Consider the following 26,505-nt stretch of genomic DNA (forward strand, 5'->3'; position numbering starts at 1 on the left):
TGTGCAGGGAGATGTTAAGCTTTCGGCGCTAACCATTGCGACAGATGCTGCGAAATTATTGTTGATTCCACCATAAAACCATCGTGGCCATAATCAGAATCAATTTCAATCATTGTGGCACCGGGAATGTGCTGCGCCAAAAAACGTTGTTCAATCAGCGGACAAAGAATATCGCTGCTGATACCAATGATCAGCGTTTTGGGGGTAATGGTTTTTAATACCGCTTCTAAATGTCCGCCACGGCCACGGCCCAAATGATGACTGTCCATAGTTTTGGTGAGTTGCCAGTAAGTGTACGCATTAAAACGGTCCACTAATTTTTGTCCCTGGTAATTGATATAGGAGGACGCTTTAAAATTATCTGTTTTTTCTGCATCCGCATCTGTTTGCTGTTGCACCATAATGCCATAGTTGCGATAGGTTAACATGCCGATGGCACGTGCTGCTTTCAAGCCTTTTGCTGCGGCTTTTGGTGAGGGCGTATTCCAGGTACCATCAGCTTCAATGCTCAGGCGTTGTGCGGTATGCGTGGCAATGCCCCAGGCGCTCTCGCTTGCTGATGTGGCCAGCAATAATAAATTTTCCACTACTTTATTTTCCATCACACACCATTCCATAGCCTGGTAGCCACCCATACTGCCACCCATTAATAAATATATTTTTTCAATACCTAAATGTTTGCGCAGCAGTATATGGGCATTCACCATATCACGGATGGTGATCAATGGAAAACTGCCGTAATAAGGTTGTTGTGTAAGCGGATCGATACTTAGCGGCCCGGTACTGCCATAACAGGAGCCGAGTATGTTGGCACAAACAATAAAATATTTCCCAGGGTCAATTACATGATCATTGCCCACCACGCCATTCCACCAGTCTGCCGCATCACTGTTGGCTGTAAGGGCATGGCATATCCAAACCACATTGCTTTTATCGGCATTTAATGTACCATAGGTAGTATAAGCAATATCAATTGCAGGGAAGGTAAAGCCACTTTCTAAGGTAAAACTATCGGTATATTTAAATACATTCATTTATTGGTAACGTCGTTTTTCTTCCCGCCTGAAACTCTTGTTGCAGGCAATTTAAAATGCGCCCTCTTTTATTTTTCCCGGGTGAGCCACTCTTTAAGGAGTGACCCACCCTACGCTTCAATCTTCGCAAAAAAAGTTCCCGTTTTAGGGAGCGGAAGGAGCAAATAAAATGCAAAGTAAAGGCTTGCAATATTTATATTTGTAAAAATGTTTTAAAATGATAGAAATTAATATGCAGCGGGTATCTGGCGACTTTGGTTTTGAAGCCAAAGATGCCAACGGACATATTGTTCACATGGATAGCAGTGACGAGAGTGGTGGCCAGAATTTTGGTATTCGTCCCATGCAAATGTTGTTGATGGGGCTGGGAGGTTGCAGCGCTATTGATATTGTAATGATATTAAAAAAACAACGTCAGACGGTTGATGATTTTTCCATAAAAGTTACCGGCGAAAGAGAGGCGGGAAAAGAACCATCTTTATGGGCCAACGCTAAGATCACCTTTTTTTTAAAGGGAGATATTGATAAAGAAAAAGCCTACCGTGCCTGCGAATTATCAATGAATAAATATTGCAGTGTGGCAGAAACATTAAGAAAGAGTGGCACCGACCTTACCTGGGAAGTGGTGGTTAGCTAGTTAACTGGTTAACTTATTTATTAGTTAAAGCAATATCATGAATCCGATTACGAAAGCGATAAGAATACAAACCGACCGTACCAATGAAATGGAACATAGCACGCCTATGTTTTTAACCAGCAGTTTTTGTTTTGATGATGCAGAAGATATGAGGGCTGCATTTGCGGATGAAAGCAATGATAATATTTACAGCCGTTTCAGTAATCCCGGGGTACAGGAATTTACCGATAAGATGGTGGCACTGGAAGGTGCAGAAGCTGGCTATGCCACGGCAACAGGCATGAGTGCCGTGTTTGCATCATTTATGGCATTGCTTAAAAAAGGCGATCATTTAATTGCCTGTAGTTCTGTTTTTGGCAGTACCATTACCGTATTGAATAAATATTTACCCAACTATGGCATTGAAGTAAGTTATGTAAGTGCCGGCGATCCGGCCAGTTGGGAAGCGGCTATTAAGCCCAACACCAAAATGATCTACATGGAAACACCTACCAATCCCGGCCTGGATGTTATCGATTTAGATGTGGTGAGTAAACTGGCTAAAAAGCATAATGTTTTATTGAATGTAGATAATTGTTTTGCCACACCGGTAAACCAACGGCCCATTGATTTTGGTGCCGATCTGGTTATTCACTCTGCTACTAAATGGATCGACGGGCAGGGAAGAGTTTTAGGTGGTGTTGTACTTGGCAAAAAAGAATTGATACAGCAGATCTACTTATTCTGCAGAAGTACCGGCCCTGCATTGTCGCCTTTTAATGCCTGGGTATTAAGCAAAAGTTTAGAAACACTGGATGTGCGTATGGAACGCCATGCATCAAATGCATTACATATTGCCAAAGCATTGGAAGGCCATGCAAAAATAAGCTGGTTAAAATATCCTTACCTGCCCAGCCATCCGCAACATGCGGTTGCTCTTAAACAAATGAAAAATGGTGGTGGCTTAGTGAGTTTTAATTTAAGTGGCGGCCTGGAAAGCGGCCGTACATTTTTGAATAATTTAAAAATGCTATCGCTTACGGCTAACCTTGGTGATACCAGGAGTATTGCGTCTCACCCTGCAAGCACCACACACGCCAAACTTACCGAAGCGGAAAGAGCTGCTGTAAATATTACACCGGGCTTAATAAGGATTTCTGTCGGGCTGGAACATGTGGATGATATTTTAGGCGATATTCTGGGGGCGCTGGAGCAATGCTAAGATCGGAATATTAAAATATATTCATTTAGCGAAGAATGTTGCTAAATTCCTGTAACGTTAGAATTGACAATGGAGGAAAAATATTATTTTTAAGCCGTGTAATTGACGAATCATTTGAAATTAAATGTGCCGCCCCTGAAGCTATGTATGTGTCAACAAATTTATTATCGTCTTTATCTTTTTCAACTAAAAGGAAATTATAAAATACCTGCACTTGCACAAAATTATCACTTACTTCAAACAAGCCTAATAAATTATCAGCAACTTCTTTACCCCAATGCCTCAAAAAAACTTCTTCTACTCTAACAATATTTCGCTACTAACGCAGAATATGATTTTATTATTCAGAAAAGCATCAAATACATTTCTATAGGGAGATTTTTTTCCAATTGAACTTATAACACAATTCGTGTCAATTACAATTTTCATGCTGCAATAAAACTATTATCATTGTTATTGTTTGCCTGAAGCCATTTTTCATAAATTTCAGCACTATAATTTTTTTCAGCTTCTACCTTATCAATGGCTGTATCTAATTGTTGAGCAAAATAATATCGCAGCAACGATTTAATTTCTTGCAATTGCTTTTCCGAAGCCATATACTTAAGGCTTTTTAACAACTCTAATTGCAGGTTAGTTAAAGGGCTTCTATTTTCTGCTACGGTACCCATAATAAATTATTTTACTAAAGTTAAAAAAAAATGCAACTTCAGCAATTGAATTTTTAATGCTCAATTAAAGTACCCGATTGTATGACGTATAAGTGTGCGATCCGAAGGATTTATTTAAATACAAGGGTGTTCAAGATGTTGGAGATGAAAACAAAAGTTAAACACAAAAAAGAAGGCTTTACAGCCTTCTCCGGATATCTTTTAAAAATGGAAAACTATTATTGCGGCACCGAGTGGTCTTCTTCTACAATTGGTTTTTTGCCTAAGAATTTTTTAATAGCACCCCATATAGCAACAATACCAATTAAAATAAATTTCCAGGCTGCGGCCAGAAATTTAACGATGATTCCCCAAAAGCCAACTTTTAATAAAATTTTCCCTGCTACTAACCCGCCAATGGTCCATGCGGCAACATTATCTGTTTTAGAATCAAAATCTTTATAGGTATTGCCTTCGGTAAAAGAAGGAATTGCTAACACTTTATCAATATCTTTTTTTACAGAATCAATCTCATTTACTGTGGCTACTGCATTCATAGATAAAATGCCTTTTCTGCCCAATATCCTTACTTCATAATTTAATGTGTTAACATCCTGGCCTGCAAAATGTAAATTCTTTGCCCAGTGTAGCACCTTATTGTTTTTATCGTAAAAAGGTTGAGAAGCCCAGCCCACCATATTGATCGCAGGATAACCCTGAGAAGCCCTCGCTTTATTTTCTTCCACTTCTTCTTTTTGAATATCCTTCAGCAGTTCGTCGTAATTTATTTTATCCGCATCATCATCTTTTACAAATCCTGCCGGATCGTAGGTAAGAATAAAAGCATAAGAATTTTCGCCGAACGGACCTGAGTTTGAAGGAAACAACATACCTAAAATACCCGTTTGAGGAGGATTGCCCCAAACATCAGTTAATATATAATTGCTTTGTTCCGCATTTAAATACTTAAATCCGGCAGGCACATTTAATTTAATGATACCATTTGGCAAAGCGATATTGCCCGTTTCGTATTTCATTGCTTTTTCAATAGAATCAACCAGCTTAATTTGGCCGGCTAGTGCAAGCGAAGCAGAATCTGTATCACCCTTGGCCATTGCAATAGCAGAGCTGAGCATAATGGCAGTAATAAATAAAAACATTTTTTTCATAACAGTACGTTTGGTTTATAAAATAAAGAAAAGGCAAATAGTTGAGAAAAAGAAATTATCTCGCCGGATATTTAGCAATTTACAGGTAGTTTTTAGTAATACTGCTGCGTACTATTAACAATTACATTGGTATAATTGCAGTAAAATTACTGTGAGTGCATAAGAGGTGCATAACGCTTTAAAGGTATTCATGATAAGTTAATACCAGAGTTTTTACTTTACCCTTAACTAAAAACATCTTTCAATGAAAACACTCAAAACAATTTTGCCTTTTTTTGTATTGGTATTTTTTATTGCCTGCAAAAAACAAACACCGGTCGAATCAGCAATAACAGTAAATGAAAACACCAACAGTGGCCTTGCAAAAGCAGTGGCTGCTGCTTCACTGGTAACCACCACTGAAAATTTTGAAACCGGCACCAAAGGGGCGTATGCAGCAGCCGATGTTACATTAACCACCGGTGTATGGAATTTAAATGATGCCCTAATTGGCAACACCACCAGCGACAGAAAGAATGGCACCCAATCTGCACGTGTACGTAACAGTGGTAAACTAACCATGAAATTTAATGTAACCAATGGCGCAGCAACCGTTACTGTATTGCATGCTAAATATGGCACCGATGCCAGCAGCACCTGGCAATTGTGGTACAGCACCAACAGCGGCAGCAGCTATACACAAACCGGAGCAACAATAACAACAAGCAGTACCACTTTACAGAGCACTTCTTTTACCGTAAATATTTCAGGTACTATCCGTTTCGAAATCCGCAAAACCGATGGCAGCGCCAACCGTATTAATTTTGATGATATCAGCATCACCGATTTTGGATCAGGTGGCGGTGGAGGTACCGGCAAGAAATTTTTATTTGATAATACCAAAGCAGAAACTGCAGGCAATGCAGATTGGGTGATTGACCAGGATGCAAGTCCGCAGCAGATTCCAACGCCTTTGCAATCCACCATTACAGCAGGCACTGCAGAAACATATTGGACAGGCGCCATTTCAAGCTGGGGCATTGCTTTGGTAAAAGCCGGGCAAACAGTTGAAACTTTACCATCCACCGGTACTATTACGTATGGCAATACATCTAATGCACAAGACCTTTCCAAATATGATGTGTTTGTAGTAGACGAACCTAATATCCGTTTTACTGCTGCAGAAAAAACCGCCATATTAAATTTCGTAAGCAATGGCGGTGGCCTGTTTATGGTTTCTGATCACACCATATCGGATAGAAATAATGATGGCTGGGATTCTCCTGATATCTGGAACGACCTGATGAATAATAATGGCACTGTGACCAATCCTTTTGGTTTTATTGTGGACCTCACCAATATCACACAACTTACGGCTAATGTTTTAACAGGTAATGCTACCAATCCTATATTGCATGGCACGCAAGGCAATGTAACACAACTAGATTTTCATAATGGCGCAACACTTACTTTAAATACTACGGCAAATCCAACCGTACAGGGATTGATATGGAAAACCGGCGTTACACAAAACAGCAGCAACCTGATGTCTGCATCTTCTACTTATGGCACAGGCCGTGTGTATGTAGTTACCGATAGTTCCCCTATTGATGATGGTACCGGCGCTTCCGGCAATACGTTATTCAATGGCTGGACGACTTATAGTCACATTCCATTGTTCATGAATGCTTCTTTATGGTTAGCTAAGTTGCAATAAAATCATTTCATTCTTAATAAAAATGGAACATTTAAAAATGTTCCATTTTTATTTTTAAGACAATCATTTGTAATTCTGCTTGGCTGCGGTGGCGTCGCACTCTTCAACTATATTTCTTTACCTGCCGGCAGGCAGGTTGAGCATTAATTGTGTTTTGCACAAGCACCTGTGGTCCCTACGGCACGATGTGAAATTTCTTGCATACTTTTTCTACCCGCCTTAAGCTTCTACGGAACAAAAAGCAAAATCTCCTTCATGATCTTTGCTAAGTTCTTCTCCATTTCCCCTTTAGGGGATAGGGGCATCTTCGCAAGCTCCCCCTTTAGGGGGCGGAAGGGGCTGCCCACTCTTCTTCCAAAATACTCATCTCTACCAGGCTCCACCATTGGTCTTTAAACAATAAACAATCCCTGTTGGTACCTTCAATTACTAATCCTGCTTTTTGATAACAACTGATAGCAGCTTTATTAAAATCATACACCCCTAAACAAATACGATGCAGCTTTAAATCTTCAAACCCAATTTTCAACACTGCACTTACCATTTGCCTGCAATAACCTTTACCCTGGTACTCAGGCGCTACTAATACCCTGCTGATCCTTCCGGCCCTGTTTTTTTTGCTGATGCCGCCTAATGAAATATGCCCCACTGTTTTTCCGCTTGCTACATCCACAGCTTTGTAAATAAAGGCTTCCGATCTTTTAATATCATTCACATCTTCCACATACCATTCCATGCTGGACTGTGTTAATGGAAAACTGAATAAGGCACCCGACCAGTTCATTAAAATTTCTTCATCACAGATCCATCCCATTAACTCCGTAAAATCTTTATTGGTAAAATATTCTAATCTGATCATGCTGAATAAGGTTGGGCTGCAAGGTATAACTAAGCAGATTAATAAAGCGTAAATAATGAAGAAGAAAATTTAATGATCGTTCAATGGCAGGCCTTTTTTCTGAAAATCGATCCAGTTTAAATATTCAGGTGCTACACGATGTTCTTCCATAGTGATACAATCATCAACCGGGCAAACCAATTTACACAAATTACAACCAACACATTCCTCATCGATGATCGTGTATTTATTGTAGGGCTTCCCGTAATCCAGTTTAATAGATTGATGAGAAGTATCTTCACAGGCAATATAACATAAACCGCAGTGGATACATTTATCCTGGTTTATTTTTGCGATGTGGTGATAGTTGATGTCAAGGTCTTCCCAATGTGTAATGGTGGCCACACTTTTGCCAATAAAATCATCCGGTTTTGCAAAACCTTTTTCATCCATCCAGTTGTTCAATCCCTCGCACATATCTTCTATAATTCTGAACCCGTGTTTCATTGCTGCCGTACACACCTGAACGTTAGTAGCACCCAGTAACATAAATTCTGCAGCATCCTTCCATGTTTCTATACCACCAATACCACTTATGGGCACTTTTTTAGTCAACTCATCCTGTGCAATAGTAGTGAGCATTTTTAATGCAATTGGTTTTACTGCAGGGCCACAGTAACCACCAAAAACAGATTTACCCGCCACATAAGGGTTGGGTACCAGTGTATCCAGGTCAACACCGGTTACAGATTGAATGGTATTGATCAATGATAATGCATTAGTACCTGCTTTTACAACTGCTCTTCCTGTGGGTACCACTGAATGTACATTAGGCGTAAGCTTTGTTATCACAGGAATCGTTGCCCTTTCCATTACCCACTCTACTACCATAGAGGCAATTTCAGGGTCCTGCCCTACAGCCGCACCCATGCCACGTTCTGTCATGCCATGCGGACAACCGAAATTTAATTCCAATCCATGTGCACCGGTATCTTCTACTTTTTTTATCAGTTCATGCCAGCTGTTTTTATCATTGTCGGCCATTAGTGAAACAATCATTGCCCTGTCGGGGAATAATTTTACACATGCCGCAATCTCTTTTAAGTTTATTGCTAAAGGACGATCACTGATCAGTTCAATATTATTAAAACCCATTACTCTTTGTCCGCCATAATCCACAGCAGAATAACGGGAAGAAACATTTTTTACCTGGCTGCCTAATGTTTTCCATACCACACCTCCCCAGCCGGCTTCAAATGCACGAAGCACATTATATTTTTTATCCGTAGGCGGCGCACTAGCAAGCCAGAATGGATTGGGAGATTTTATGCCGAGGAAATTTGAAGAGATATCAGCCATAAAGAATGCTTAAGTAATTATTGATTAATAATTATTAATTATTTTGAAGATACTTTATAATCGACGCAGCCCCATCCTTACCCGCCTGCACGGCATCCACCACTTCTTTACCACCATTCACTGCATCACCACCGGCAAACACACCTTTAAGATTGGTGGCACTATTTTCAATATTAATTTTCCCTTTATTATTCATTATTCCATTAGCCGTTATCAATTGCTCAAAAGGCATTTGCCCTGCGGCTTTAATTACCATATCAACTTCCAATGAAAACGTTTCACCCGTTTCAACAGGGCTTCTTCTGCCGCCGGCATCGGGCTCCCCCAGTTGCATTGCACTGCAGATAATTTCAGAAACTTTTCCGTTAACACCTTTTAATTCTCTTGGTGCAGCTAACCATATTATTTTACAGCCATCCAGCATCGCAATATCCAACTCATGTTGTGTGCAGGGCATTTCTTCCTGTGTTCTCCTGTACAGCATCGTTACTTCTTTTGCACCCAGGCGTTTTGCCTGTGTAGCTGCATCAATCGCTGTCATGCCCATACCAATTACGGCCACTTTATCGCCAACAGGTATTGCAGAAAATCCTTTATCTCTCAGGTTGTAAATAAATTCAATCGCATCTTCCACACCTTCCAGGTCTTCACCGGGAATTTCCAATTGCCTCGCTAAACCAACACCAATGCCCAGAAATACAGCATCATAATTTTTTTGCAATTCTGTTAATGAAATATTCTTACCTAATTCCTGGTTGTATTTTATTTTTATGCCCCCTACTGATAAAATATAATTCACTTCTTCTTCGCAAAACTCCGGTGTTACTTTATAAGCTGCAATACCGTATGTCATTAAGCCGCCGCCTTTACTTTCCTTTTCATAAATGGTAACATCAATACCTTCTCTTGATAAAACATGGGCACAACTTAAACCAGCCGGGCCGGCACCAACAACCGCAACTTTTTTCCCCGAAGATTTTTTTCTTTCAAACAATTGCCATTTTTGTTGCATCGCTTTTTCTGTGCTGTACCGTTGCAGTTTAGCAATGGGAATGGGTGGCTCATCCATTAAATTAAAAACACAACTGCCTTCGCATAATTTTTCTACCGGGCATACTTTACTGCAACCGGCTCCCATAATGTTCGACAAAAAAATAGTGTGTGCACTGCCTTTGATATTATCAGAAGTAATTTGTTTAATAAATTTCGGAACATTAATTCCGGTAGGACAACTTTTAATACAAGGCGCATCATAACAAAATAAACAACGGTTAGCTTCCACCAATGCCGCGTTATGCGTTTCAAACGGCGGATGAATATCGCTGAAGTTTTCGGCGTATTGTTGTGGTGATAATTTATTATTCGTTATTGCCATAATTATTTTTTTGGGAACACGGATGAAAAGGGTTGAACGGATAATAATGGATTCATTGCTGCTTTGCAGAAATTCAGTATCTTAATTTATCAAAACCATCCAATTGTATCCATCCAATCTGTGTTATCCGTGTTCCCATTTTATTCCATGTGCCTGTATTTACAACTCCGTTAGCTTACCATAAGTCTCCGGTCTTCTATCCCTGAAAAACTGCCATACACTTCTTACTTCTTCAATCATATCCAGGTCAAATTCTGCGATCAGTAATTCATCTTTGTCTTCACTGGCCTGCGCAAATATTTGTCCCCTCGGATCAACAAAATAACTACTGCCATAGAACTTGCCGAGGTTCCAGGGTTTCTCTTCACCCACACGATTAATGCAACCCATAAAGTAACCATTGGCTGCTGCATGCGCAGGCTGTTCTAATTTCCATAAATATTGTGAGAGTCCTGCAACTGTTGCAGATGGATTATAAACAATTTCAGCGCCATTCAATCCTAAACATCTTGCGCCATCAGGAAAATGGCGGTCATAACAAATATATACCCCAACTTTAGCATACCTGGTTTGAAATACAGGATAACCAAGGTTTCCGGGTTTAAAGAAAAATTTTTCCCAAAAACCGGAAGTATGCGGAATATGATTTTTCCTGTATTTGCCTAAGTACGTACCGTCGGCATCAATTACAGCGGCAGTATTGTACAACACTCCCGCCTGTTCTTTTTCATATACAGGCACAATCATCACCATATTGTATTTCTTCGCATACTCCGCCATTCGATCTGTTGTAGGACCGGGAACAGTTTCAGCACTTTCATACCAGGCCCTGTCCTGCCCCGGGCAGAAATAAGGGGTATTAAAAATTTCCTGCAGGCACAATATCTGCACCCCTTTTTTTCCGGCTTCTTCAATCAGCGGAATATGTTTTTGCACCATTGCTTCTTTAATTTCCTCAATGGTTCCTTCACCTTCTGTTTTGGGCAAACTCATTTGAATGAGTCCTGATTTAATAATTCTTGGCATAGTATATATTTTATTTTTGGGGAACACGGATTGAATGGGCTGAACGGATAAAAATGGATTGTTGTGATAAATCAAAATCCGGGATTTCTGCAAAGCAGAAAAAAATCTGTTACCATCCTTTCAACCCATTCAATCCGTGTTCCGCTGTTCCTGTATTAAATTGTCTGAGACACTTTATTGCGTTTTATAAATTTACCGAATCCTTTTTCAATTTTGCATTCATTATTTTCAATTGCCACTACTCCTCTTAATACAACAGTTTTTACTTTACCGGTTACTTCCCATCCTTCATAGCCACTGTAATCCACATTCATGTGATGCGTTGTTGCAGAGAGCGTATGTTTTTCATAGGGATCAAAAATTACAATATCGGCATCACTGCCAACAGCGATGGTTCCTTTGCGGGGAAACATGCCGAATATTTTGGCAGGATTGGTACAGGCTACTTCAACATATTTATTGAGTGTGATTTTATTTTTAGCAACCCCTTCACTGAATAATAATTCCATCCGGTTCTCTATTGCAGGATGGCCGTTGGGAATTTTACTAAAATCATCTTTGCCCATTAATTTCTGCTCCCATTTAAACGGGCAGTGATCGGTTGCCACCACTTGCACTAATCCCTGGTTAATACCCGCCCATAAAGTTTGCTGGTCTTTTTTTTCCCTTAATGGCGGACTCATTACCCATTTGGCACCTTCAAAATTTTGTTCGTATAACGATGCATCTAAAATCAAGTACTGGATGCAGGTTTCCACAAACATTTTTTGATTGCGCTTTGTTGCATTGCGTACAGCATTCAATGCGCCTTCGCAGGTAAGATGTACAATGTAACCCGGGCAACCGGTGTAGGATGCCATATCCACAAAACGTTCACTGGCTTCGGCTTCAGTAATTTCAGGTTGCGATAGATAGTGATACAATGGTGAAAGTTTTCCTTCACCACGATGTTTTTGTGTCAGGTAATCGATCATGTCTCCATTGGTGGCATGCACATTTATTAAACCGCCATGCTTTTTCACTTCTTCCATCAGGCCGATCATCTGCCTGTCATCAATCATTAATGCCCCTTTGTATGCCATAAAAGTTTTAAAAGAAGTGATGCCTTCTGCGTCAATAAAATCTTTTATTTCTGTTTTTGTATGGTCATTAAAATCGGTGACCGCCATATGAAAACTGTAATCTCCCACACAATTATTATCGCTCCTGCCTTTCCATTCATTTAATGCATCATGCAAACTGTTACCTTGCTTTTGCAGGATAAAATCTATCACCATGGTGGTGCCACCATACAATGCAGCCCTCGTACCTGTTTCATAATTATCACTTGAATAGGTTCCCATAAAAGGCATGTCTAAATGCACATGGGGATCGATACCTCCGGGAAAAACCAGTTTACCTGTTGCATCAATCGTTTTATCTGCAGTAACAGATAAATCTTTTCCAATAATTTTTACGACTTCGCCTTCAATAAAAATATCGGCTATATAATTATCAGTAGCCGTGATGATGTTTCCATTTTTAATTAGAACGCTCATGTTATTTTATTTTTTTTGAACATGGGCTGGGCAGGTTGAACGGATGATAACGGCTTTTTTCTGCTTTGCAGAAATCCTGGATTTTGATCTATCAAAATAACCCGTTTTCATCTATCTGATCTGTGTTAACCGTGTTCTTGTTTTCAATCTGCTTCATCAATAATAAATACACTAATCCGCTCACAATAAATCCAACAAACCATGCATAATGATACAGGTCTGATAGCCATGCCGGGAATGCCGTAACAGCAATTAGTTTTACCTGCAATAAAAATCCCGGCAGGTTTGGTGCAATACCAATCAGCAATGCAATGATCGCTTTATAATTAAACCCGTTTTTATAACCGTAGGCTCCTGCATGTTGATACAAATCCTCTGCCACTAAATTTTTCTTTCTTATAAAAAAATAATCCACGATCATAATACCTCCAACCGGACCCAGCAAACTGGAATAAGCAATCAGCCAGGTAAAAATATATCCATCCGGGCTGGCAATTAATTTCCATGGAAAAATTAAAATGCCAATGATACCTGTAATATAACCACCGGTCTTAAAATTTATTTTTCCAGGTGCCAGGTGAGCAAAATCATTGGCAGGACTTACAATATTTGCAGCAATATTTGTTGCAAGCGTTGAAATAATAATGCCAATCATTGCAATAATCACCATCAGCTTACTATCAAATCTTCCGGCCAGTTTTACAATATCCCATTCGCTTTGGCCGTAAACAATGGCGGTGGCAGAAGTTACCACCACGCCAATAAATGCAAACAAGGTCATGCTGGGTGGCAAGCCAATGATCTGTCCGTTGATCTGTGCCTTTTGACTTTTTGCATACCGTGTAAAATCAGGAATGTTTAAAGAGAGTGTAGCCCAAAAACCTACCATGCCTGTTAATGCAGGAAAAAAGAAATTTAAAAAAGAAGGCGTGTCGGTAAATTTTGAATGTTGTTGTAATATGGGTCCAAGCCCATGTGCTGCACTGATTGCCCAGAATAATAATGCCAATGCAGCAACCGGTAAAAAGATCGCTTTAAACACCAGTAATTTCCTGATACTTTCTACTCCTAAATAAACAATAAACATATTCAGTAACCAGAAAATAAAAAAACATAACAACGGCAATGCCTGCGGAAATAAACCTGCATAACTGATCTCTTCCAAGGAAGGATTTAATACCCGTAAAATATTATAGAGCGATGCGCCACCGATCCATGTCTGTATACCGAACCAACCACATGCTACAATAGCCCTTAACATCGCTGGAATATTAGCCCCCTTTGTTCCAAAACTTACCCTTGCCAAAACAGGAAAAGGAATGCCATATTTAGCACCGGCATGCCCGTTCAGGATCATTGGTATCAATACAATAGTGTTACCTAAAAAAATAGTAAGGATGGCCTGCCACCAATTCATGCCGCCCTGTATAAGTGAGCTTGCCAGCATGTAGGTAGGTATACATAAGCTCATACTTATCCATAGCGCAGCATAATTCCATGTGCCCCAGGTACGCCTGGATTGCGGTATAGGCGCAAGGTCTTCATTGATGAGAGAAGGATCAGATATGGCTGTAGTTTCTGTCATTATTTTTTACCCTGGTTTTTTCGTAAAGGCGTAACCGAAATAAGGCCCCTAATTTTTCTTATGTATTTCTTTGCTATTTACTGCTTTGGGCAAAATTATTTTGTTGCCGCATCCGCAATTTTTATCGCCTCACCTATTATCGCCAACCCTTCGTCTATTTGCTCTTTAGTAACACACAGTGGTGGTGCAGTAAAAATATAATTCCATCTTACAAATGTGTACATACCCAGTTCTTTAATTTTAGCCGCCACTTTATTCATCACTTCCATTTCGTCAGGCTTTGCATTAAAAGGCGCCATGGGTTCTCTGGAAGTTCTGTTCTTCACTAATTCTATGCAACCTAATAAACCAGTATTCCTGAATTCGCCAATTGAAGGATGGATGGCTTTCATTGCTTCCACCTGCTGCTCCATATATTTCCCCATAGCCACAGTATTGGCAATTAAATTATCATCCTCATAAATTTTTAAAGTGGCTAAAGCTGCAGCGCAACTAACCGGGTGTGCAGAATACGTTAATCCAAGTGGCAACATGGCATCATCATATTTAGCTGCAATTTTATCACTCACCTGCAAACAACCAAAAGGTAAATACCCGCAGGTTAATCCCTTCGCCATTGCAATCATATCAGGAATGATATCATGATTTTGAAATCCAAACCATTTACCCGTTCTTCCAAAACCACTCATCACTTCATCCATAATTAACAGTATGCCATGCTTATCACATATCGCCCTTACCGCTTTTAAATAACCCACCGGGTATTTTAAACAACCGGATGAACCACTTTCACCTTCCAATAAAATAGCGGCAATATTTCCGGGCCCTTCATAAGCAATCACTCTTTCTAATTGTGCTACGGTTTCTTTCAATAATTTTTCTTCGCCATATTCCCAACGGTATAAAACCGGGATATCAATATGCACAAAATTAGGTGCCTGTTGTGCATCTACCGGCAATTTGCGTGGGTCGCCACTGGCAGCCATGGCACCTATAGAAGCGCCATGATAAGATTGATAACGGGTAATAATTTTATGGCGGCCCGTATACAGCCTTGCTAGTTTAATCGCATTCTCTATTGATGTGGCTCCACATAAAGTAAAGAATGACCTGTTCAGGTCTCCCGGACAAATCTCTGCCAGCTTCTTCCCCAACGCTCCCCTCACTTTTGTTACACAGCTTGGGGTAACATAACTTACTTCCTGCATTTGCTTTACCACAGCATCGGTTATACGCTGATCGCCATGGCCAATATTCACATTCATCAACCCCGACGAAAAATCGATATACCTTTTTTCATCATAGTCATGCAGGTAAACCCCTTCAGCATATTTTACAGCAATAGGCGCAATACCTTTTTGTTTACTCCAGGAGAATAATGTGTAATCAAGATTATCTTGAATAATTTCAGTTGCTTCGGATAATGTTTTTGTATTCATAATTTTTATTTTTCAGAACACGGATTGCACGGTTTCAACGGATGGGAAACGGATATTTTTCTGTTACACAGAAAATCGGGATAAATTAAACCTATTGTTTTATCCCTTTAAATTCATCCGATTTCCGGTATCCGTGTTCTATTTTTTTTACAAAAAATAAGTGCTTCACGAATTATTTACTTTGTAACATCGGCTTCTTATCGTTATCAAATATCTTCCTTTTTACTTGTGGCTTCTTTCCAAAATTCAATAACAATCCCACTTCTATACTTGTAGCTTTCAGGTAGTTTATTAATTGGTTTTCATTTTCGCCAACCAGAATTTCATTCGCTTTTAATTCTACCGTAACCATTTCTTCAACAATCAGGTCGGCGTTATAATCACCAACAATATTTCCAAAGTAATAAACTAATATCTTCTTCTGTTTTTCAACTTTAAATCCCATAGCAGTTAATTCAATAAACATGGCATTCTCGTAAACTCTTTCTAAAAATCCGTACCCAAGCGTATTATAAACCTTATAAAATGCCTTAATAATCTTTTCGGTAATTTCTTCGTGTTTCATCAGGTATCTAATTATTCAAAAAATCAGTCTTCAAAAAAAGAAGCATCCAAAGTTTTGCATAGCAAAAAATCCCTTTCACATCCGTTCAACGTCCAATCCGTGTTCCCGCCTAACTCATCCAATTAACCCCAGCCTCCGCATTCCACTTGATCGTACTCTTCTTCAACTTCGTCCAAAACCCGATCGAACTTTTTCCGGTAATATCACCTACACCAAATTTACTTTCGTTCCAGCCACCAAAGCTAAAAGGTTCACGTGGTACGGGTACACCCACATTCACACCGATCATACCGGCACTGGCCCTGTCGATTATATACCTCGCCATACCACCATTCTGGGTAAACACACTGGCCGCATTGCCATAAGGATTGGCATTTTCAATAGCCAACGCTTCATCAACCGTATTCGTTCGCATGATGGAAATCACCGGGCCAAAAATTTCTTCCGTAGCCACACTCATGGTTGGTGTTACAAAATCAATTACTGTAGGGCCAACATACGTACCGTTTTCTTTTCCGGCAACGATGGTATTTCTGCCATCCACTAAAATTTTAGCGCCATCCCTTTCTGCTTCACCGATAAATTTTTCAATCCTTGCTTTACTTTCTTTACTGATAACAGCGCCTAAATTTTCACCGGGAATAATTTTCCTGGCTTCATCACAAATCTTATCAATGATGGCATCTACATTGCCTACGCCGATCATTGCACTGGCAGCCATGCAACGCTGCCCTGCACAACCGCTCATGCTGGCAGCAACATTTTGTGCCGTCATGCCGGGGATGGCATCGGGCAAAACCATCAGATGATTTTTTGCGCCGCCTAACGCTAAACATCTTTTATAATTGGAGGTGGCTCTTTGATAAACAATCTTGGCCACTTTAGTTGACCCCACAAATGAAACTGCTTCAATACCCGGATGATCGCAGATGGCATTTACAATTTCCACATCGCCATGTACAATATTAAAAACGCCGTCGGGTAAACCGGCTTCTTTTAAAAGGTCGGCCAATCGTCCGCAGCTCAACGGCACTTTTTCTGATGGTTTCATAATCATACAATTGCCCAATGCAATGGCGTTCGGCATCGTCCAGTTTGGTACCATGGCGGGAAAATTAAAGGGTACTATCGAAGCTACCACCCCTAATGCCACATGTTCTGTTCTGCATTCCACGCCTTTACTTACCTCCAGTAACTCACCGGTAATTAATTGTGGTAAAGAAGTGGCAAATTCTGTCAGTTCAATACATTTTTCTATTTCAGCAACAGACTCACTGTATGTTTTGCCATTTTCTTCGCTGCATAATTGTGCCAGCGCTTCCAGGTTCTTTTCCAATAAAGTTTTATAGCGAAAGAAAACCTGTACTCTTTCTTTAATGGGCATTTTACTCCATGCAGGAAAAGCGGCTTTGGCAGCTTTCACCGCGTCATCCAGGTCTTTTGTTGATGACATGGGCACGGTGGATAACAAATTGCCGTCGATGGGAGAAATCACTTCCATTACCCTGGAAGCGGCGCTATCAACAAATTTTCCGTTGATATAATTTTTTAGCGGGGCGTATTTCATATGCACATTTTAATTAACCATAAATTAAAGAAAATAAATGAAACTGCCTTATTTAAAACAAAGCTGCCGGTTGGGCTTGTATAGAACAAAAAAGTAAATTAAATAAGCACCTTTAGCCACGCTGAAAATTATTTACATTAAAAATGCATTTAGTTTTGGGTAATACCGTACGGAATTGTATTTTTGCCACCCCTTAAACAATACCGGTTAAATGGTAAAGGTTTGGGCAGGTTAGGAGAGGTGCCTGAGTGGCCGAAAGGAACGGTTTGCTAAATCGTCGTACGGGTTAAACTGTACCGTGGGTTCGAATCCCACCCTCTCCGCAAAAAAGCTCTTATTAACTTTTTACATTGTTCGGGTGCTCCCAATAAACCCCAGCAAATATTTTTCGTTCGGGATGTAGCGTAGCCCGGTTATCGCGCCTGGTTTGGGACCAGGAGGTCGCAAGTTCGAATCTTGCCATCCCGACAGAACAACCCAAGCCCTTCAATTTTTATTGAGGGGCTTTTTTATGTTCAAAATCTTCTGTTATGCCTTGCTTTGTGTATTTTTTGTATAGTGACAAATTAAAAAGATATTATGTTGGTGTTTCTAATGATATTTCAGATCGTTTAGAAAGGCATAATAGTGGCCAAAGCTTAAGCACTAAAGCCGGCTTGCCATGGAAATTAATTTTCACAATTGAATGTGTCGATAAATCGACGGCTATGCAATTGGAGGTCAAAATAAAAAAAAGAGGGATCAGAAGATTCCTTTTAGATAATAACATTCAAATTGAATTATAGCGTCCCGCTTTGAGGCGGGAAGGTCGTCACGCTTCGGGGCGTAACCATCCCGACAGAACAACCCAAGCCCTTCAATTTTTATTGAGGGGCTTTTTTATTGGGTAAACTGTCAGGAATATTTTTCTGAAATAGTGTCCCCCGATTTTCCTGTCCCGATTCGTATAGATAAGTTCGCAAGTTCAAATTTTACCATCCTGCAGAACAGCCCTGATCTTGAACTTTTATTGTATACAAGTCAATTGTGTAATGAAATCAAACAAAAAATCCAAACCCGTTGCCGGATCTGGATTCAATTATGTTGATACACTATTTACTTACATAGCTGCCAATTGCACTTTCTGCTGAAGCTCCAATACACTTTCTTTAAAAAGGCTGTCCGTATCCATCAGATCTTTTACTGTCTGGCAGCTGTGAATTACAGTGGTATGATCGCGGCCACCAAAATGTTCGCCGATAGTTTTTAATGAGTTTTTAGTAAAAGCTTTAGACAGGAACATCGTGATCTGCCTTGCCTGTACAATTTCCCTTTTACGGGTCTTTTGCAGTAGCTTATCGTAAGGCACATCAAAATATTCGCATACCATTTTCTGGATGGCATCGATGGTGATTTCCTTACTGGAGGATTTTACAAAATTTCTTAATACTTTTTTAGCCAATTCGAGGTCTATTTCCCTCTTATTAAGCGAAGATTGTGCCAATAATGATATTAATGCACCTTCTAACTCTCTTACATTACTATTAATATTGTAAGCTATATATTTTACAACTTCACGAGGCATATCCAGCCCGTCATTCTTCATTTTCTTTTCCAGTATCTCAATCTTGGTATCGTAATCGGGCACCTGCAAATCGGCACTTAATCCCCAGCGGAAACGGCTTAGTAATCTTTCCTGCACACCTTCCAGGTCTTTTGGAGGCTTATCACTGGTTAAGATCAGTTGCTTACCGCTTTGGTGCAAATGGTTGAAAATTGCAAAAAAAGCTTCCTGCGATTTTTCTGCCCGGTTGAAGAATTGTACATCATCAATGATCAATACATCAATTAACTGGTAAAAATGTATAAAATCGTTGATGGCCTGGTTACGGCTATGATCTATAAACTGATTGATAAATTTTTCTGAGCTGACATACAACACTACTTTATTCGTGTGCAATCTTTTTACCTCATTGCCTATTGCCTGGGCCAAATGCGTTTTACCCAAACCAACACCACCATAAATTACTAAAGGATTAAAAGAAGTGGTACCCGGTTTTTCGGCAACGGTTTTACCGGCACGGCGGGCAACACGGTTACAATCCCCCTCTATAAATGCATCAAATGTATAAGCAGGATTCAGCTGCGGATCAATCTGCATCTTTTTAAGCCCCGGAATTACAAATGGGTTCTTAACAGGATTATTTATTACGAGCGGAAAATCCATTTCATTATTTGAATATGATTTAAAACCATGGCCCGGAACATCCATCGTAAGCGGCTTATTTTTGCTGTTACCGCTATCCACCATAATTCTGTATTCCAAACGGGCCTCTTTTCCTAATTCTCTTTTTAATGTTTTTGCTAAAAGCGAAACATAATGTTCTTCAAGGTACTCATAAAAAAACTGACTTGGTACCTGGATCGTTAATATTTTTTCTTTAAGTGCAACCGGCTTAATAGGTTCAAACCACGTTTTGAAATGTTGCCATTCAACAATGTCTTTGATGATCTCTAAACAATTAGCCCAAACTTTTTCAAACGCTTTATCCATCAGTCCTTACTTAAGCAATTTAGAATTTATGTTGATTTAAGAATATTATTTTCCGGGGGATTTTCTTACCAAAATCAGTTTCAGTTTTAAATGAAAATTAATTTTTAGCAGGACAGCGAATATCGAATAAATTATTGAAAAAAAAATTTTTTATTCAATTGTTTTTTTCGCAATAATCACAGTATTGGATTTTGACATTTTTTTTGGTTGAACCCTCTTAAAACCCTATCGCCGTTCAGTATCTAAAAAACACACTGGTTTCATCCTGCATATCGTTATTCTGCCAGTCATTTTTTCGGCTTACTTATCCTTGAAAAGCACTGCAGGCAATCGTTTTAGTTTTTTACAGCATTTTTTTTCTTTATGGCTCGGGATTATTTTATTTTTCACACAAACTATCCGGTACTATCCCGTTCACACAAAAATTTCCCGGTGGCAAGGGGGTTTACCAATCTCACAAATCCTACTATTTTTTCCTGAAAAAAGAATATGCTGGTTTTAGCTGAGGGTTAAGACGAAATACAAAAGGAAGGTAGTTATTTTTTTTAACAGCAAAGAAAATAGCGAATAAAAATTTTATCAATAAATAGAATTACTTTTGGCATATTAAATTATCATTATGAGTTATGAATTAACAGGCAAATTAGTTGCCAAATACGACATCGTTCAACGTACAGAGACTTTTAAAACACGGGAATTTGCGGTTGAAAAAACAGAGGATATCAATGGCCGCACCATCACCAATTATGTAAAATTTCAGTGTGTACAGGATAAAACAGCCATTGTAGACAGGGTGAACATCGGCGACGATGTAAAAGTGTACTTTAATATCAAAGGCAGTAAGTGGGAAAAAGATGGCAAAGTAAATTATATCACCAATTTGGATGCCTGGAGAATTGAACAGATTTTACAACCTGGCACTACTGCTAAAACAGACAATGAATACCTGGAACCCCTGGATACATTTTCTTCTGCACCGCCGGATGCAGTAGATGATTTGCCATTTTAGCCCCTCCGCCCCCAAAGGGCAACTTGGAGTAAAATAGTTTTTAAATATTCAACCATTAAATCTATAAACTTTGAAGAGAATGAAAAATTTTCATTCTCTTCAAAGTCCCCTTCAGGGGATTCAGGGGCATGCAACAAAAAATTTCTTTCAAATTGCTTCCTGCAGAAGCAGCAGATGAATCCATCATCAAAAAAAGAATTGCCGGTAGCTGCGGCAAAAAAGAAAGCCTTGTTACGGGTTTTCACCTTCTCAAAAAATCAATAGATGCCAGGGCTAAAACCATTTGGATTAATCTTACAGTAAATGCTTTTATTGATGAACCTTTTCATAAAAGAGATATTCAGCCCTTTTATTTTAAAGATGTTAGTACCGCTGAAAAAAAAGTAGTGATCATTGGTGCAGGGCCAGCAGGCTTATTTGCCGCATTGCAATTAATTGAAAAGGGCATTAAACCCGTTATTTTAGAAAGAGGCAAAGATGTGAGGGCAAGACGCAGGGACTTAGCAACATTGAACAAGGAAGGCATTATTAATCCCGAAAGCAATTATTGCTTTGGCGAAGGCGGTGCCGGCACTTACAGCGATGGTAAATTATACACCCGTAGCAATAAACGTGGTGATATAGACCGGATACTGAATTTATTTGTGCGCTTTGGCGCCGAAGAAAAAATTTTATACGAAGCACACCCACATATCGGCACCAATAAACTACCTCATATCATCACGGCAATGCGGCGGCAAATTACCGATTGCGGTGGCGAATTTTTATTTGAGAAAAAAGTAGTGGATTGTAGTATTGAAAAAGAAAAAATTACATCCGTAAAAACTGCGGATGGTGATACATTTACTGCTGATGATTTTATTTTAGCCACAGGCCATAGTGCCAGGGATATTTTTGAATTGCTGCACAAAAAAAATATTCTAATTGAAGCAAAGCCCTTTGCATTGGGTGTAAGGATCGAACACCCGCAAATGCTCATTAATAATTGCCAGTATAAAAGTAATGCCGGCAATGATTTTTTACCGCCGGCATCTTACAGCCTTGTAAAACAGGTAAACAACCGTGGTGTATTTTCTTTTTGCATGTGCCCGGGTGGTATTATTGCACCGGCATCTACAGCAGCAGGCGAAGTAGTGGTAAATGGCTGGAGCCCGTCTAAAAGAAATAACCCGTTTGCTAATAGTGGTATGGTGGTGCAGGTGGAGTTGGAGGATGCCGTGAGAGAAATGAAGAAATTTTCAATGCGCAATGCGCAATACTCCATGTTCAATGAAAAGCATCCGCTTACATTAATGGCATTCCAAAAAATGGTGGAGCAAAAATGTTTTGATACCGGTGGTGGAAAATTTGTAGCACCTGCGCAGCGCATGGTGGATTTCAGCAACGGAAAAACATCTTCTTTATTACCCGCCTGTTCTTACCAGCCAGGTTTGCAACCGGTACAGTTAAAAGAAGTGCTGCCCGATTTTATTTATCATTCCCTGGCTAAGGGCTTTATTGAGTTTGGTAAAAAAATGCCCGGGTATTTTACCAACGAAGCCGTAGTAGTAGCTACTGAAAGCCGTACTTCATCTCCTGTACGCATCCCGAGAAATAACGACACCCTTACCCATCCCGGAATAAAAAATTTATACCCCTGCGGCGAAGGAGCCGGTTACGCAGGTGGTATTGTAAGTGCTGCTATGGATGGTGAAAGAATCGCTGTTCAGATAGCAGCATTAAAATCATAAAGCCTCCGGAAATTTTATTCCTATCTTTAATGCAGTTGAAATTACCACTTGTATAATAATTGCTGTATTTGAAATTGCATTTTATTTATTTTAGTGCTCCTTTACTTTCACGCTTAAAACACCCCTTAATGAATATTTTAGAACTGCACAATCTTAAAAAATATTTTGCCACGCAAAAAGCAGTGGACGATATCAGCATGACAATTCCCAAAGGAAGCATCTTTGGTTTACTGGGCCCCAATGGCGCCGGTAAAACAACGCTGATAAGAATGATCACAGGCATTTTTTACCCTGATTCCGGCGATATCAATTTAAAAGGGAAAAAGTTTGATCCGGAAAACGATGCCAAATACATTGGTTACATGCCCGAAGAGAGAGGCTTGTATAAAAAAATGAAAATTGGAGAACAGGCATTATACCTTGCCCAGCTTAAGGGGCTCAGCAAAAATGATGCGATGATTAAAATTAAAGCATGGTTCAAACGCCTGGAGATGGAAAGCTGGTGGAATAAAAAAGTAGAGGACCTGAGTAAGGGTATGGGACAAAAATTACAATTTGTTATTACCGTTTTGCACGAACCTGACCTGATAATTTTAGATGAGCCCTTTAGTGGCCTTGACCCCATCAACGCTAATTTGATAAAAGATGAAATTTACAGGCTGGCACAAAATGGCACTACTATAATTTTCAGTACACACCGTATGGAACAGGTAGAAGAGATCTGTAACAATATTGTATTGGTAAATAAAGGAAAAAAAATATTAGATGGCACAGTGCGTAATGTAAAACAGGATTTTAAAGAAAATCTTTTTAGCCTTCAGCTCGAAAATATTCCGGGCTCTGTCAATAGTAATGCATTTGAAATAATTAATACCAACAAACACGAGCTTATTGTAAAGATCAATGAAGGTTACAAAGCTAACGATGTGTTAGGCTATTTTATTAATGGCGGTAGTGGTATAGTTTCTTTTAAAGAGATATTGCCTTCATTGAATGATATATTTATTAAGCTGGTAGAAGGCACGCCAACAGCAAGGCAATTTCAAACAATGGATAATTGATTAAAACATCATTTATTTTATTACCACATACATCACAACATTTTACTTTTTCAATTTACAAAAGATGCATAAAATTATCCTGATCATAAAAAGAGAATTTCTTACACGGGTAAGAAAAAAAACTTTCATCATCGGTACTATTCTTTTCCCGTTATTATACCTGGGTTTAATTTTTGGTACCGGTTATATTGCAGATAAAACAAGGGAAGATCTGAAGATCGCTTTAGTTGATCAGTCGGGTTTATTTAAGCAGGACCTGATAAAATCCATTACCGGCAATGACACTGCTAACACAATACAATTAGTAGCTGTAAGCCCCGAAGTAATAAAGGCGGCTTTTGATTCAATGGGTTATGATGGTTATGTTGTGGTACCGCAAAATTTTACCTGGCAAGCCGGTGTAGACAGTCTTTTGGTAAACACAAAAAAATCTTTCGGCATTGGTGCATTAAACCCGATCGAAAAAAAGATCAACCAGATGTGGAACAGAATAAAACGGGATAGCCTGGGTATTGATATCAGCAAAGAAGCCATTCTAGGTAAAACAATTGATCTAAAATTAAATAACGAAAAAGACAAAAATGCGAATGTACGTATTGCTACCACAATCGGTTATGTATCCGGTTTTTTAATGTACCTGATTCTATTACTATATGGCAGCCAGGTAATGATGGGTGTAACAGAAGAAAAAACAAGCCGCATTGCAGAGGTGGTGGTATCATCAGTAAAACCATTTCAACTAATGATCGGTAAAATCATTGGTATAGGAATGGTGGCGTTAACACAGTTCCTGATATGGATCGCCTGTATTTTCATCATTTACAATGTTGGAAAAACATCGGGCAGTGGTGGCGCCGCATCTGCAATGGTAGCCCAGATACAAAACGTTTTCACCAGTGTTAACGTTCCTTTGGTGGTAGGCTGTTTTATATTCTACCTGTTAGCTGGTTTCTTTTTCTATTCTTCTTTATATGCCGCCATCGGCAGTGCTATTAATGAAGATATGAGAGAAGCACAGTCTTTGAGTTTTCCCATAACTATGCTCATCATTTTCTCCATTGCATTGATGACCCCGGCCATTTCAAACCCCAGCAGCCCTGTTGCAGTTTGGGCCAGTATTATACCATTTAGTTCTCCGATAGTAATGATGGCACGTATTCCTTTTGGAGTACCCAATACAGTACCATTATGGCAACTGGGTTTATCTATGGCAATGCTGATCGCCGGTTTTATGTTTACTACATGGTTTGCTGCAAGAATTTATCGTACCGGTATTTTAATGTACGGCAAAAAACCAAGCTGGAAAGAAATGATCAAATGGGCATTTCGCAAATAACTTATTACTGCAATAATTAAAAAACAGGTTTGCATTTTGCAAACCTGTTTTTTATTGGTCATGATACAATGAATATTTTACAGCTTGGCAACTTCCGGTTGCGGTTGTACCAATGGTTGTTCCTTTGGTTTTGCTGCTTTTTCTATTGCCTTATTCAACTCTGCGCTAAGGTAATTGCTGATAATCTTCCAGCTTACAGCCACAATACCAATAAAAATCCCGAGCAGCAAACCTATAAAAGCATATAATTTGGTTGACTTACCATCCATATCATATGGCCCCTCAGGTTTATCTAAAGGTTCAATAATCGGCGTTTCTTTCTGCAATTTATAAGCAGCAGCCTCCCTGTTATTTACTGCATAATAATATTGCGATTGTACGGTTTGTTTATCGTTATCCAGGTTAATCTTAGGCAGACTAAAACGCTTCAGTTCGTTATTGGTAAAAAAAGTGGTCTCATCCAGTTTAATGGCATGTTCATCCAATAAATTTAAAACCTTTAACAGCGAATCAGCTTTGTTCACTGCAAACTCATAATCAATCTGTGCTTTTTTCTTCTTAAGATCAATGTAGAAATCTGATATCTTATCAATAAAAACATAACTTACTACTTTTACAATCTCCTGGTTGGTGTTGCTGTAATACAATTCAAGTATACCATTCTTATTGATCTTTGCAGTAAACGTATTGCGTAAAATATTGCTTGCAATATTCACCATTTTCAAGGTATCCTTTTTATCTGCAATAATCTTTTCGTTTTGCATAAAGCCGGTATGCTTATTATTTTCATCTATCAACAACTCGGCAATTGTTTTATTTTGCATGGAAGGCACTTTTGCCCTGGACACAGCTTCCCTTGTTCTGCGGCTGGTAGCCAACTCCACAATATTAATAGAGGCTTCGCCACTAAAAGATTTGGGCGCATCGGACAATCCTAAAATATTACTTATTGCAGAACCCGAAATATTGTTATCGCTGGAACTATTTAAAGGGAATACTGTAGATTTTGAAGTATAAACTGGTATTCCCTGCTTTGCCAGGAAGTAAAACAATCCGCCAAATACTATTGCTATCAAAGCAATTAACCAGCTGAATTTCTTTAACCGTTTTACAACCTGCTTAATAAGTTCTATGTTGTTCATCTGAATGTTTATTAA

General features: G+C 39.3%; 22 protein-coding genes and 2 tRNA genes. 10 read left to right on the forward strand and 14 right to left on the reverse strand.

Translation table 11 applies throughout. The features are described from left to right. Nucleotides 1-14 precede the first annotated feature (14 nt). Nucleotides 15-1,034: a homoserine O-acetyltransferase family protein gene (locus ACYVM0_RS15940; RefSeq protein ID WP_460558452.1), complete on the reverse strand. Its 1,020-nt coding sequence runs from the start codon at nucleotides 1,032-1,034 to the stop codon at nucleotides 15-17. A 217-nt stretch (nucleotides 1,035-1,251) separates the two neighbouring features. Between ACYVM0_RS15940 and ACYVM0_RS15945 the strand changes: the two genes are divergently transcribed. Continuing rightward, the gene (locus tag ACYVM0_RS15945; RefSeq protein ID WP_460558454.1) at nucleotides 1,252-1,671 is read left to right on the forward strand and encodes an OsmC family protein; all 420 of its coding nucleotides are present in this window, start codon (nucleotides 1,252-1,254) and stop codon (nucleotides 1,669-1,671) included. 37 nt (nucleotides 1,672-1,708) lie between these two features. Beyond that, complete coding sequence (locus ACYVM0_RS15950) at nucleotides 1,709-2,872, forward strand: trans-sulfuration enzyme family protein (protein WP_460558456.1); 1,164 nt, start codon at nucleotides 1,709-1,711, stop codon at nucleotides 2,870-2,872. 425 nt (nucleotides 2,873-3,297) lie between these two features. On the opposite strand, the gene ACYVM0_RS15955 is transcribed toward ACYVM0_RS15950, so the two are convergent. Continuing rightward, nucleotides 3,298-3,543, reverse strand: coding sequence for a hypothetical protein (locus ACYVM0_RS15955; protein WP_460558458.1), 246 nt, complete (start codon nucleotides 3,541-3,543; stop codon nucleotides 3,298-3,300). 218 nt (nucleotides 3,544-3,761) lie between these two features. Beyond that, entirely contained in the window at nucleotides 3,762-4,691 is a 930-nt protein-coding gene (locus ACYVM0_RS15960; RefSeq protein ID WP_460558460.1) for a DUF2167 domain-containing protein, read from the reverse strand. A gap of 244 nt (nucleotides 4,692-4,935) precedes the next feature. On the opposite strand from ACYVM0_RS15960, the gene ACYVM0_RS15965 reads away from it, so the two are divergent. Beyond that, on the forward strand, nucleotides 4,936-6,387 hold the full coding sequence (locus ACYVM0_RS15965) for a hypothetical protein (RefSeq protein WP_460558462.1): 1,452 nt from the start codon (nucleotides 4,936-4,938) through the stop codon (nucleotides 6,385-6,387). Between the two features lie 322 nt (nucleotides 6,388-6,709). On the opposite strand, the gene ACYVM0_RS15970 is transcribed toward ACYVM0_RS15965, so the two are convergent. From ACYVM0_RS15970 to ACYVM0_RS16010, 9 genes are all read right to left on the reverse strand, one after another. Beyond that, the gene (locus tag ACYVM0_RS15970; RefSeq protein WP_460558464.1) at nucleotides 6,710-7,246 is read right to left on the reverse strand and encodes a GNAT family N-acetyltransferase; all 537 of its coding nucleotides are present in this window, start codon (nucleotides 7,244-7,246) and stop codon (nucleotides 6,710-6,712) included. Nucleotides 7,247-7,315: 69 nt separating this feature from the next. Further along, nucleotides 7,316-8,584 carry an NAD-dependent dihydropyrimidine dehydrogenase subunit PreA gene (gene preA, locus ACYVM0_RS15975; RefSeq protein WP_460558466.1) on the reverse strand — a complete coding sequence of 423 codons (1,269 nt, stop codon included), beginning with the start codon at nucleotides 8,582-8,584 and terminating at the stop codon, nucleotides 7,316-7,318. A 34-nt stretch (nucleotides 8,585-8,618) separates the two neighbouring features. Beyond that, nucleotides 8,619-9,959, reverse strand: a complete 1,341-nt coding sequence (locus ACYVM0_RS15980) for an NAD(P)-dependent oxidoreductase (protein WP_460558468.1) — start codon at nucleotides 9,957-9,959, stop codon at nucleotides 8,619-8,621. 159 nt (nucleotides 9,960-10,118) lie between these two features. Then, nucleotides 10,119-10,985: a carbon-nitrogen hydrolase family protein gene (locus ACYVM0_RS15985; protein ID WP_460558470.1), complete on the reverse strand. Its 867-nt coding sequence runs from the start codon at nucleotides 10,983-10,985 to the stop codon at nucleotides 10,119-10,121. A gap of 155 nt (nucleotides 10,986-11,140) precedes the next feature. Then, nucleotides 11,141-12,523: a dihydropyrimidinase gene (hydA, locus tag ACYVM0_RS15990; RefSeq protein ID WP_460558472.1), complete on the reverse strand. Its 1,383-nt coding sequence runs from the start codon at nucleotides 12,521-12,523 to the stop codon at nucleotides 11,141-11,143. A gap of 91 nt (nucleotides 12,524-12,614) precedes the next feature. After that, a complete protein-coding gene (locus tag ACYVM0_RS15995) occupies nucleotides 12,615-14,108 on the reverse strand; it encodes an NCS1 family nucleobase:cation symporter-1 (RefSeq protein WP_460558474.1) in 1,494 nt (497 codons plus the stop codon). A 95-nt stretch (nucleotides 14,109-14,203) separates the two neighbouring features. Further along, nucleotides 14,204-15,547, reverse strand: a complete 1,344-nt coding sequence (locus ACYVM0_RS16000; RefSeq protein WP_460558476.1) for a PLP-dependent aminotransferase family protein — start codon at nucleotides 15,545-15,547, stop codon at nucleotides 14,204-14,206. Between the two features lie 172 nt (nucleotides 15,548-15,719). Further along, entirely contained in the window at nucleotides 15,720-16,112 is a 393-nt protein-coding gene (locus tag ACYVM0_RS16005) for a GxxExxY protein (RefSeq protein WP_460558478.1), read from the reverse strand. Between the two features lie 109 nt (nucleotides 16,113-16,221). After that, nucleotides 16,222-17,679: a CoA-acylating methylmalonate-semialdehyde dehydrogenase gene (locus tag ACYVM0_RS16010; protein ID WP_460558480.1), complete on the reverse strand. Its 1,458-nt coding sequence runs from the start codon at nucleotides 17,677-17,679 to the stop codon at nucleotides 16,222-16,224. A gap of 234 nt (nucleotides 17,680-17,913) precedes the next feature. On the opposite strand from ACYVM0_RS16010, the gene ACYVM0_RS16015 reads away from it, so the two are divergent. The 3 genes from ACYVM0_RS16015 (at nucleotide 17,914) to ACYVM0_RS16025 (ending at nucleotide 18,464) form a co-directional block, all read left to right on the forward strand. Next, nucleotides 17,914-18,002, forward strand: a tRNA-Ser gene (locus tag ACYVM0_RS16015). Between the two features lie 70 nt (nucleotides 18,003-18,072). Continuing rightward, nucleotides 18,073-18,147 (forward strand) — tRNA-Pro (locus ACYVM0_RS16020). Between the two features lie 62 nt (nucleotides 18,148-18,209). After that, complete coding sequence (locus tag ACYVM0_RS16025; protein ID WP_460558482.1) at nucleotides 18,210-18,464, forward strand: GIY-YIG nuclease family protein; 255 nt, start codon at nucleotides 18,210-18,212, stop codon at nucleotides 18,462-18,464. Nucleotides 18,465-18,778: 314 nt separating this feature from the next. Here the strand turns inward: ACYVM0_RS16025 and dnaA are convergent, their stop codons facing one another. Continuing rightward, on the reverse strand, nucleotides 18,779-20,212 hold the full coding sequence (gene dnaA / locus ACYVM0_RS16030) for a chromosomal replication initiator protein DnaA (protein WP_430986456.1): 1,434 nt from the start codon (nucleotides 20,210-20,212) through the stop codon (nucleotides 18,779-18,781). A 619-nt stretch (nucleotides 20,213-20,831) separates the two neighbouring features. Between dnaA and ACYVM0_RS16035 the strand changes: the two genes are divergently transcribed. The 4 genes from ACYVM0_RS16035 (at nucleotide 20,832) to ACYVM0_RS16050 (ending at nucleotide 25,348) form a co-directional block, all read left to right on the forward strand. Then, a complete protein-coding gene (locus tag ACYVM0_RS16035; protein ID WP_460558485.1) occupies nucleotides 20,832-21,221 on the forward strand; it encodes a DUF3127 domain-containing protein in 390 nt (129 codons plus the stop codon). A 152-nt stretch (nucleotides 21,222-21,373) separates the two neighbouring features. Continuing rightward, complete coding sequence (locus ACYVM0_RS16040) at nucleotides 21,374-22,951, forward strand: NAD(P)/FAD-dependent oxidoreductase (RefSeq protein ID WP_460558487.1); 1,578 nt, start codon at nucleotides 21,374-21,376, stop codon at nucleotides 22,949-22,951. 128 nt (nucleotides 22,952-23,079) lie between these two features. After that, entirely contained in the window at nucleotides 23,080-24,012 is a 933-nt protein-coding gene (locus ACYVM0_RS16045; RefSeq protein ID WP_460558489.1) for an ABC transporter ATP-binding protein, read from the forward strand. Nucleotides 24,013-24,076: 64 nt separating this feature from the next. Further along, nucleotides 24,077-25,348: an ABC transporter permease gene (locus ACYVM0_RS16050; protein ID WP_460558491.1), complete on the forward strand. Its 1,272-nt coding sequence runs from the start codon at nucleotides 24,077-24,079 to the stop codon at nucleotides 25,346-25,348. Nucleotides 25,349-25,425: 77 nt separating this feature from the next. Here ACYVM0_RS16050 and ACYVM0_RS16055 read toward each other — a convergent pair whose 3' ends face one another. Then, nucleotides 25,426-26,490, reverse strand: a complete 1,065-nt coding sequence (locus ACYVM0_RS16055) for a GumC domain-containing protein (RefSeq protein WP_460558493.1) — start codon at nucleotides 26,488-26,490, stop codon at nucleotides 25,426-25,428. Nucleotides 26,491-26,505 lie beyond the last annotated feature (15 nt).

The sequence above is a fragment of the Ferruginibacter profundus genome, assembly GCF_054783275.1.

Coding starts and splice junctions, on each gene's coding strand:
- ACYVM0_RS15940 (WP_460558452.1), bottom strand. CDS start 1,034: ATGAATGTATTTAAATATACCGATAGTTTTACCTTAGAAAGTGGCTTT.
- ACYVM0_RS15945 (WP_460558454.1), top strand. CDS start 1,252: ATGATAGAAATTAATATGCAGCGGGTATCTGGCGACTTTGGTTTTGAA.
- ACYVM0_RS15950 (WP_460558456.1), top strand. CDS start 1,709: ATGAATCCGATTACGAAAGCGATAAGAATACAAACCGACCGTACCAAT.
- ACYVM0_RS15955 (WP_460558458.1), bottom strand. CDS start 3,543: ATGGGTACCGTAGCAGAAAATAGAAGCCCTTTAACTAACCTGCAATTA.
- ACYVM0_RS15960 (WP_460558460.1), bottom strand. CDS start 4,691: ATGAAAAAAATGTTTTTATTTATTACTGCCATTATGCTCAGCTCTGCT.
- ACYVM0_RS15965 (WP_460558462.1), top strand. CDS start 4,936: ATGAAAACACTCAAAACAATTTTGCCTTTTTTTGTATTGGTATTTTTT.
- ACYVM0_RS15970 (WP_460558464.1), bottom strand. CDS start 7,246: ATGATCAGATTAGAATATTTTACCAATAAAGATTTTACGGAGTTAATG.
- preA (WP_460558466.1), bottom strand. CDS start 8,584: ATGGCTGATATCTCTTCAAATTTCCTCGGCATAAAATCTCCCAATCCA.
- ACYVM0_RS15980 (WP_460558468.1), bottom strand. CDS start 9,959: ATGGCAATAACGAATAATAAATTATCACCACAACAATACGCCGAAAAC.
- ACYVM0_RS15985 (WP_460558470.1), bottom strand. CDS start 10,985: ATGCCAAGAATTATTAAATCAGGACTCATTCAAATGAGTTTGCCCAAA.
- hydA (WP_460558472.1), bottom strand. CDS start 12,523: ATGAGCGTTCTAATTAAAAATGGAAACATCATCACGGCTACTGATAAT.
- ACYVM0_RS15995 (WP_460558474.1), bottom strand. CDS start 14,108: ATGACAGAAACTACAGCCATATCTGATCCTTCTCTCATCAATGAAGAC.
- ACYVM0_RS16000 (WP_460558476.1), bottom strand. CDS start 15,547: ATGAATACAAAAACATTATCCGAAGCAACTGAAATTATTCAAGATAAT.
- ACYVM0_RS16005 (WP_460558478.1), bottom strand. CDS start 16,112: ATGAAACACGAAGAAATTACCGAAAAGATTATTAAGGCATTTTATAAG.
- ACYVM0_RS16010 (WP_460558480.1), bottom strand. CDS start 17,679: ATGAAATACGCCCCGCTAAAAAATTATATCAACGGAAAATTTGTTGAT.
- ACYVM0_RS16025 (WP_460558482.1), top strand. CDS start 18,210: ATGCCTTGCTTTGTGTATTTTTTGTATAGTGACAAATTAAAAAGATAT.
- dnaA (WP_430986456.1), bottom strand. CDS start 20,212: ATGGATAAAGCGTTTGAAAAAGTTTGGGCTAATTGTTTAGAGATCATC.
- ACYVM0_RS16035 (WP_460558485.1), top strand. CDS start 20,832: ATGAGTTATGAATTAACAGGCAAATTAGTTGCCAAATACGACATCGTT.
- ACYVM0_RS16045 (WP_460558489.1), top strand. CDS start 23,080: ATGAATATTTTAGAACTGCACAATCTTAAAAAATATTTTGCCACGCAA.
- ACYVM0_RS16050 (WP_460558491.1), top strand. CDS start 24,077: ATGCATAAAATTATCCTGATCATAAAAAGAGAATTTCTTACACGGGTA.
- ACYVM0_RS16055 (WP_460558493.1), bottom strand. CDS start 26,490: ATGAACAACATAGAACTTATTAAGCAGGTTGTAAAACGGTTAAAGAAA.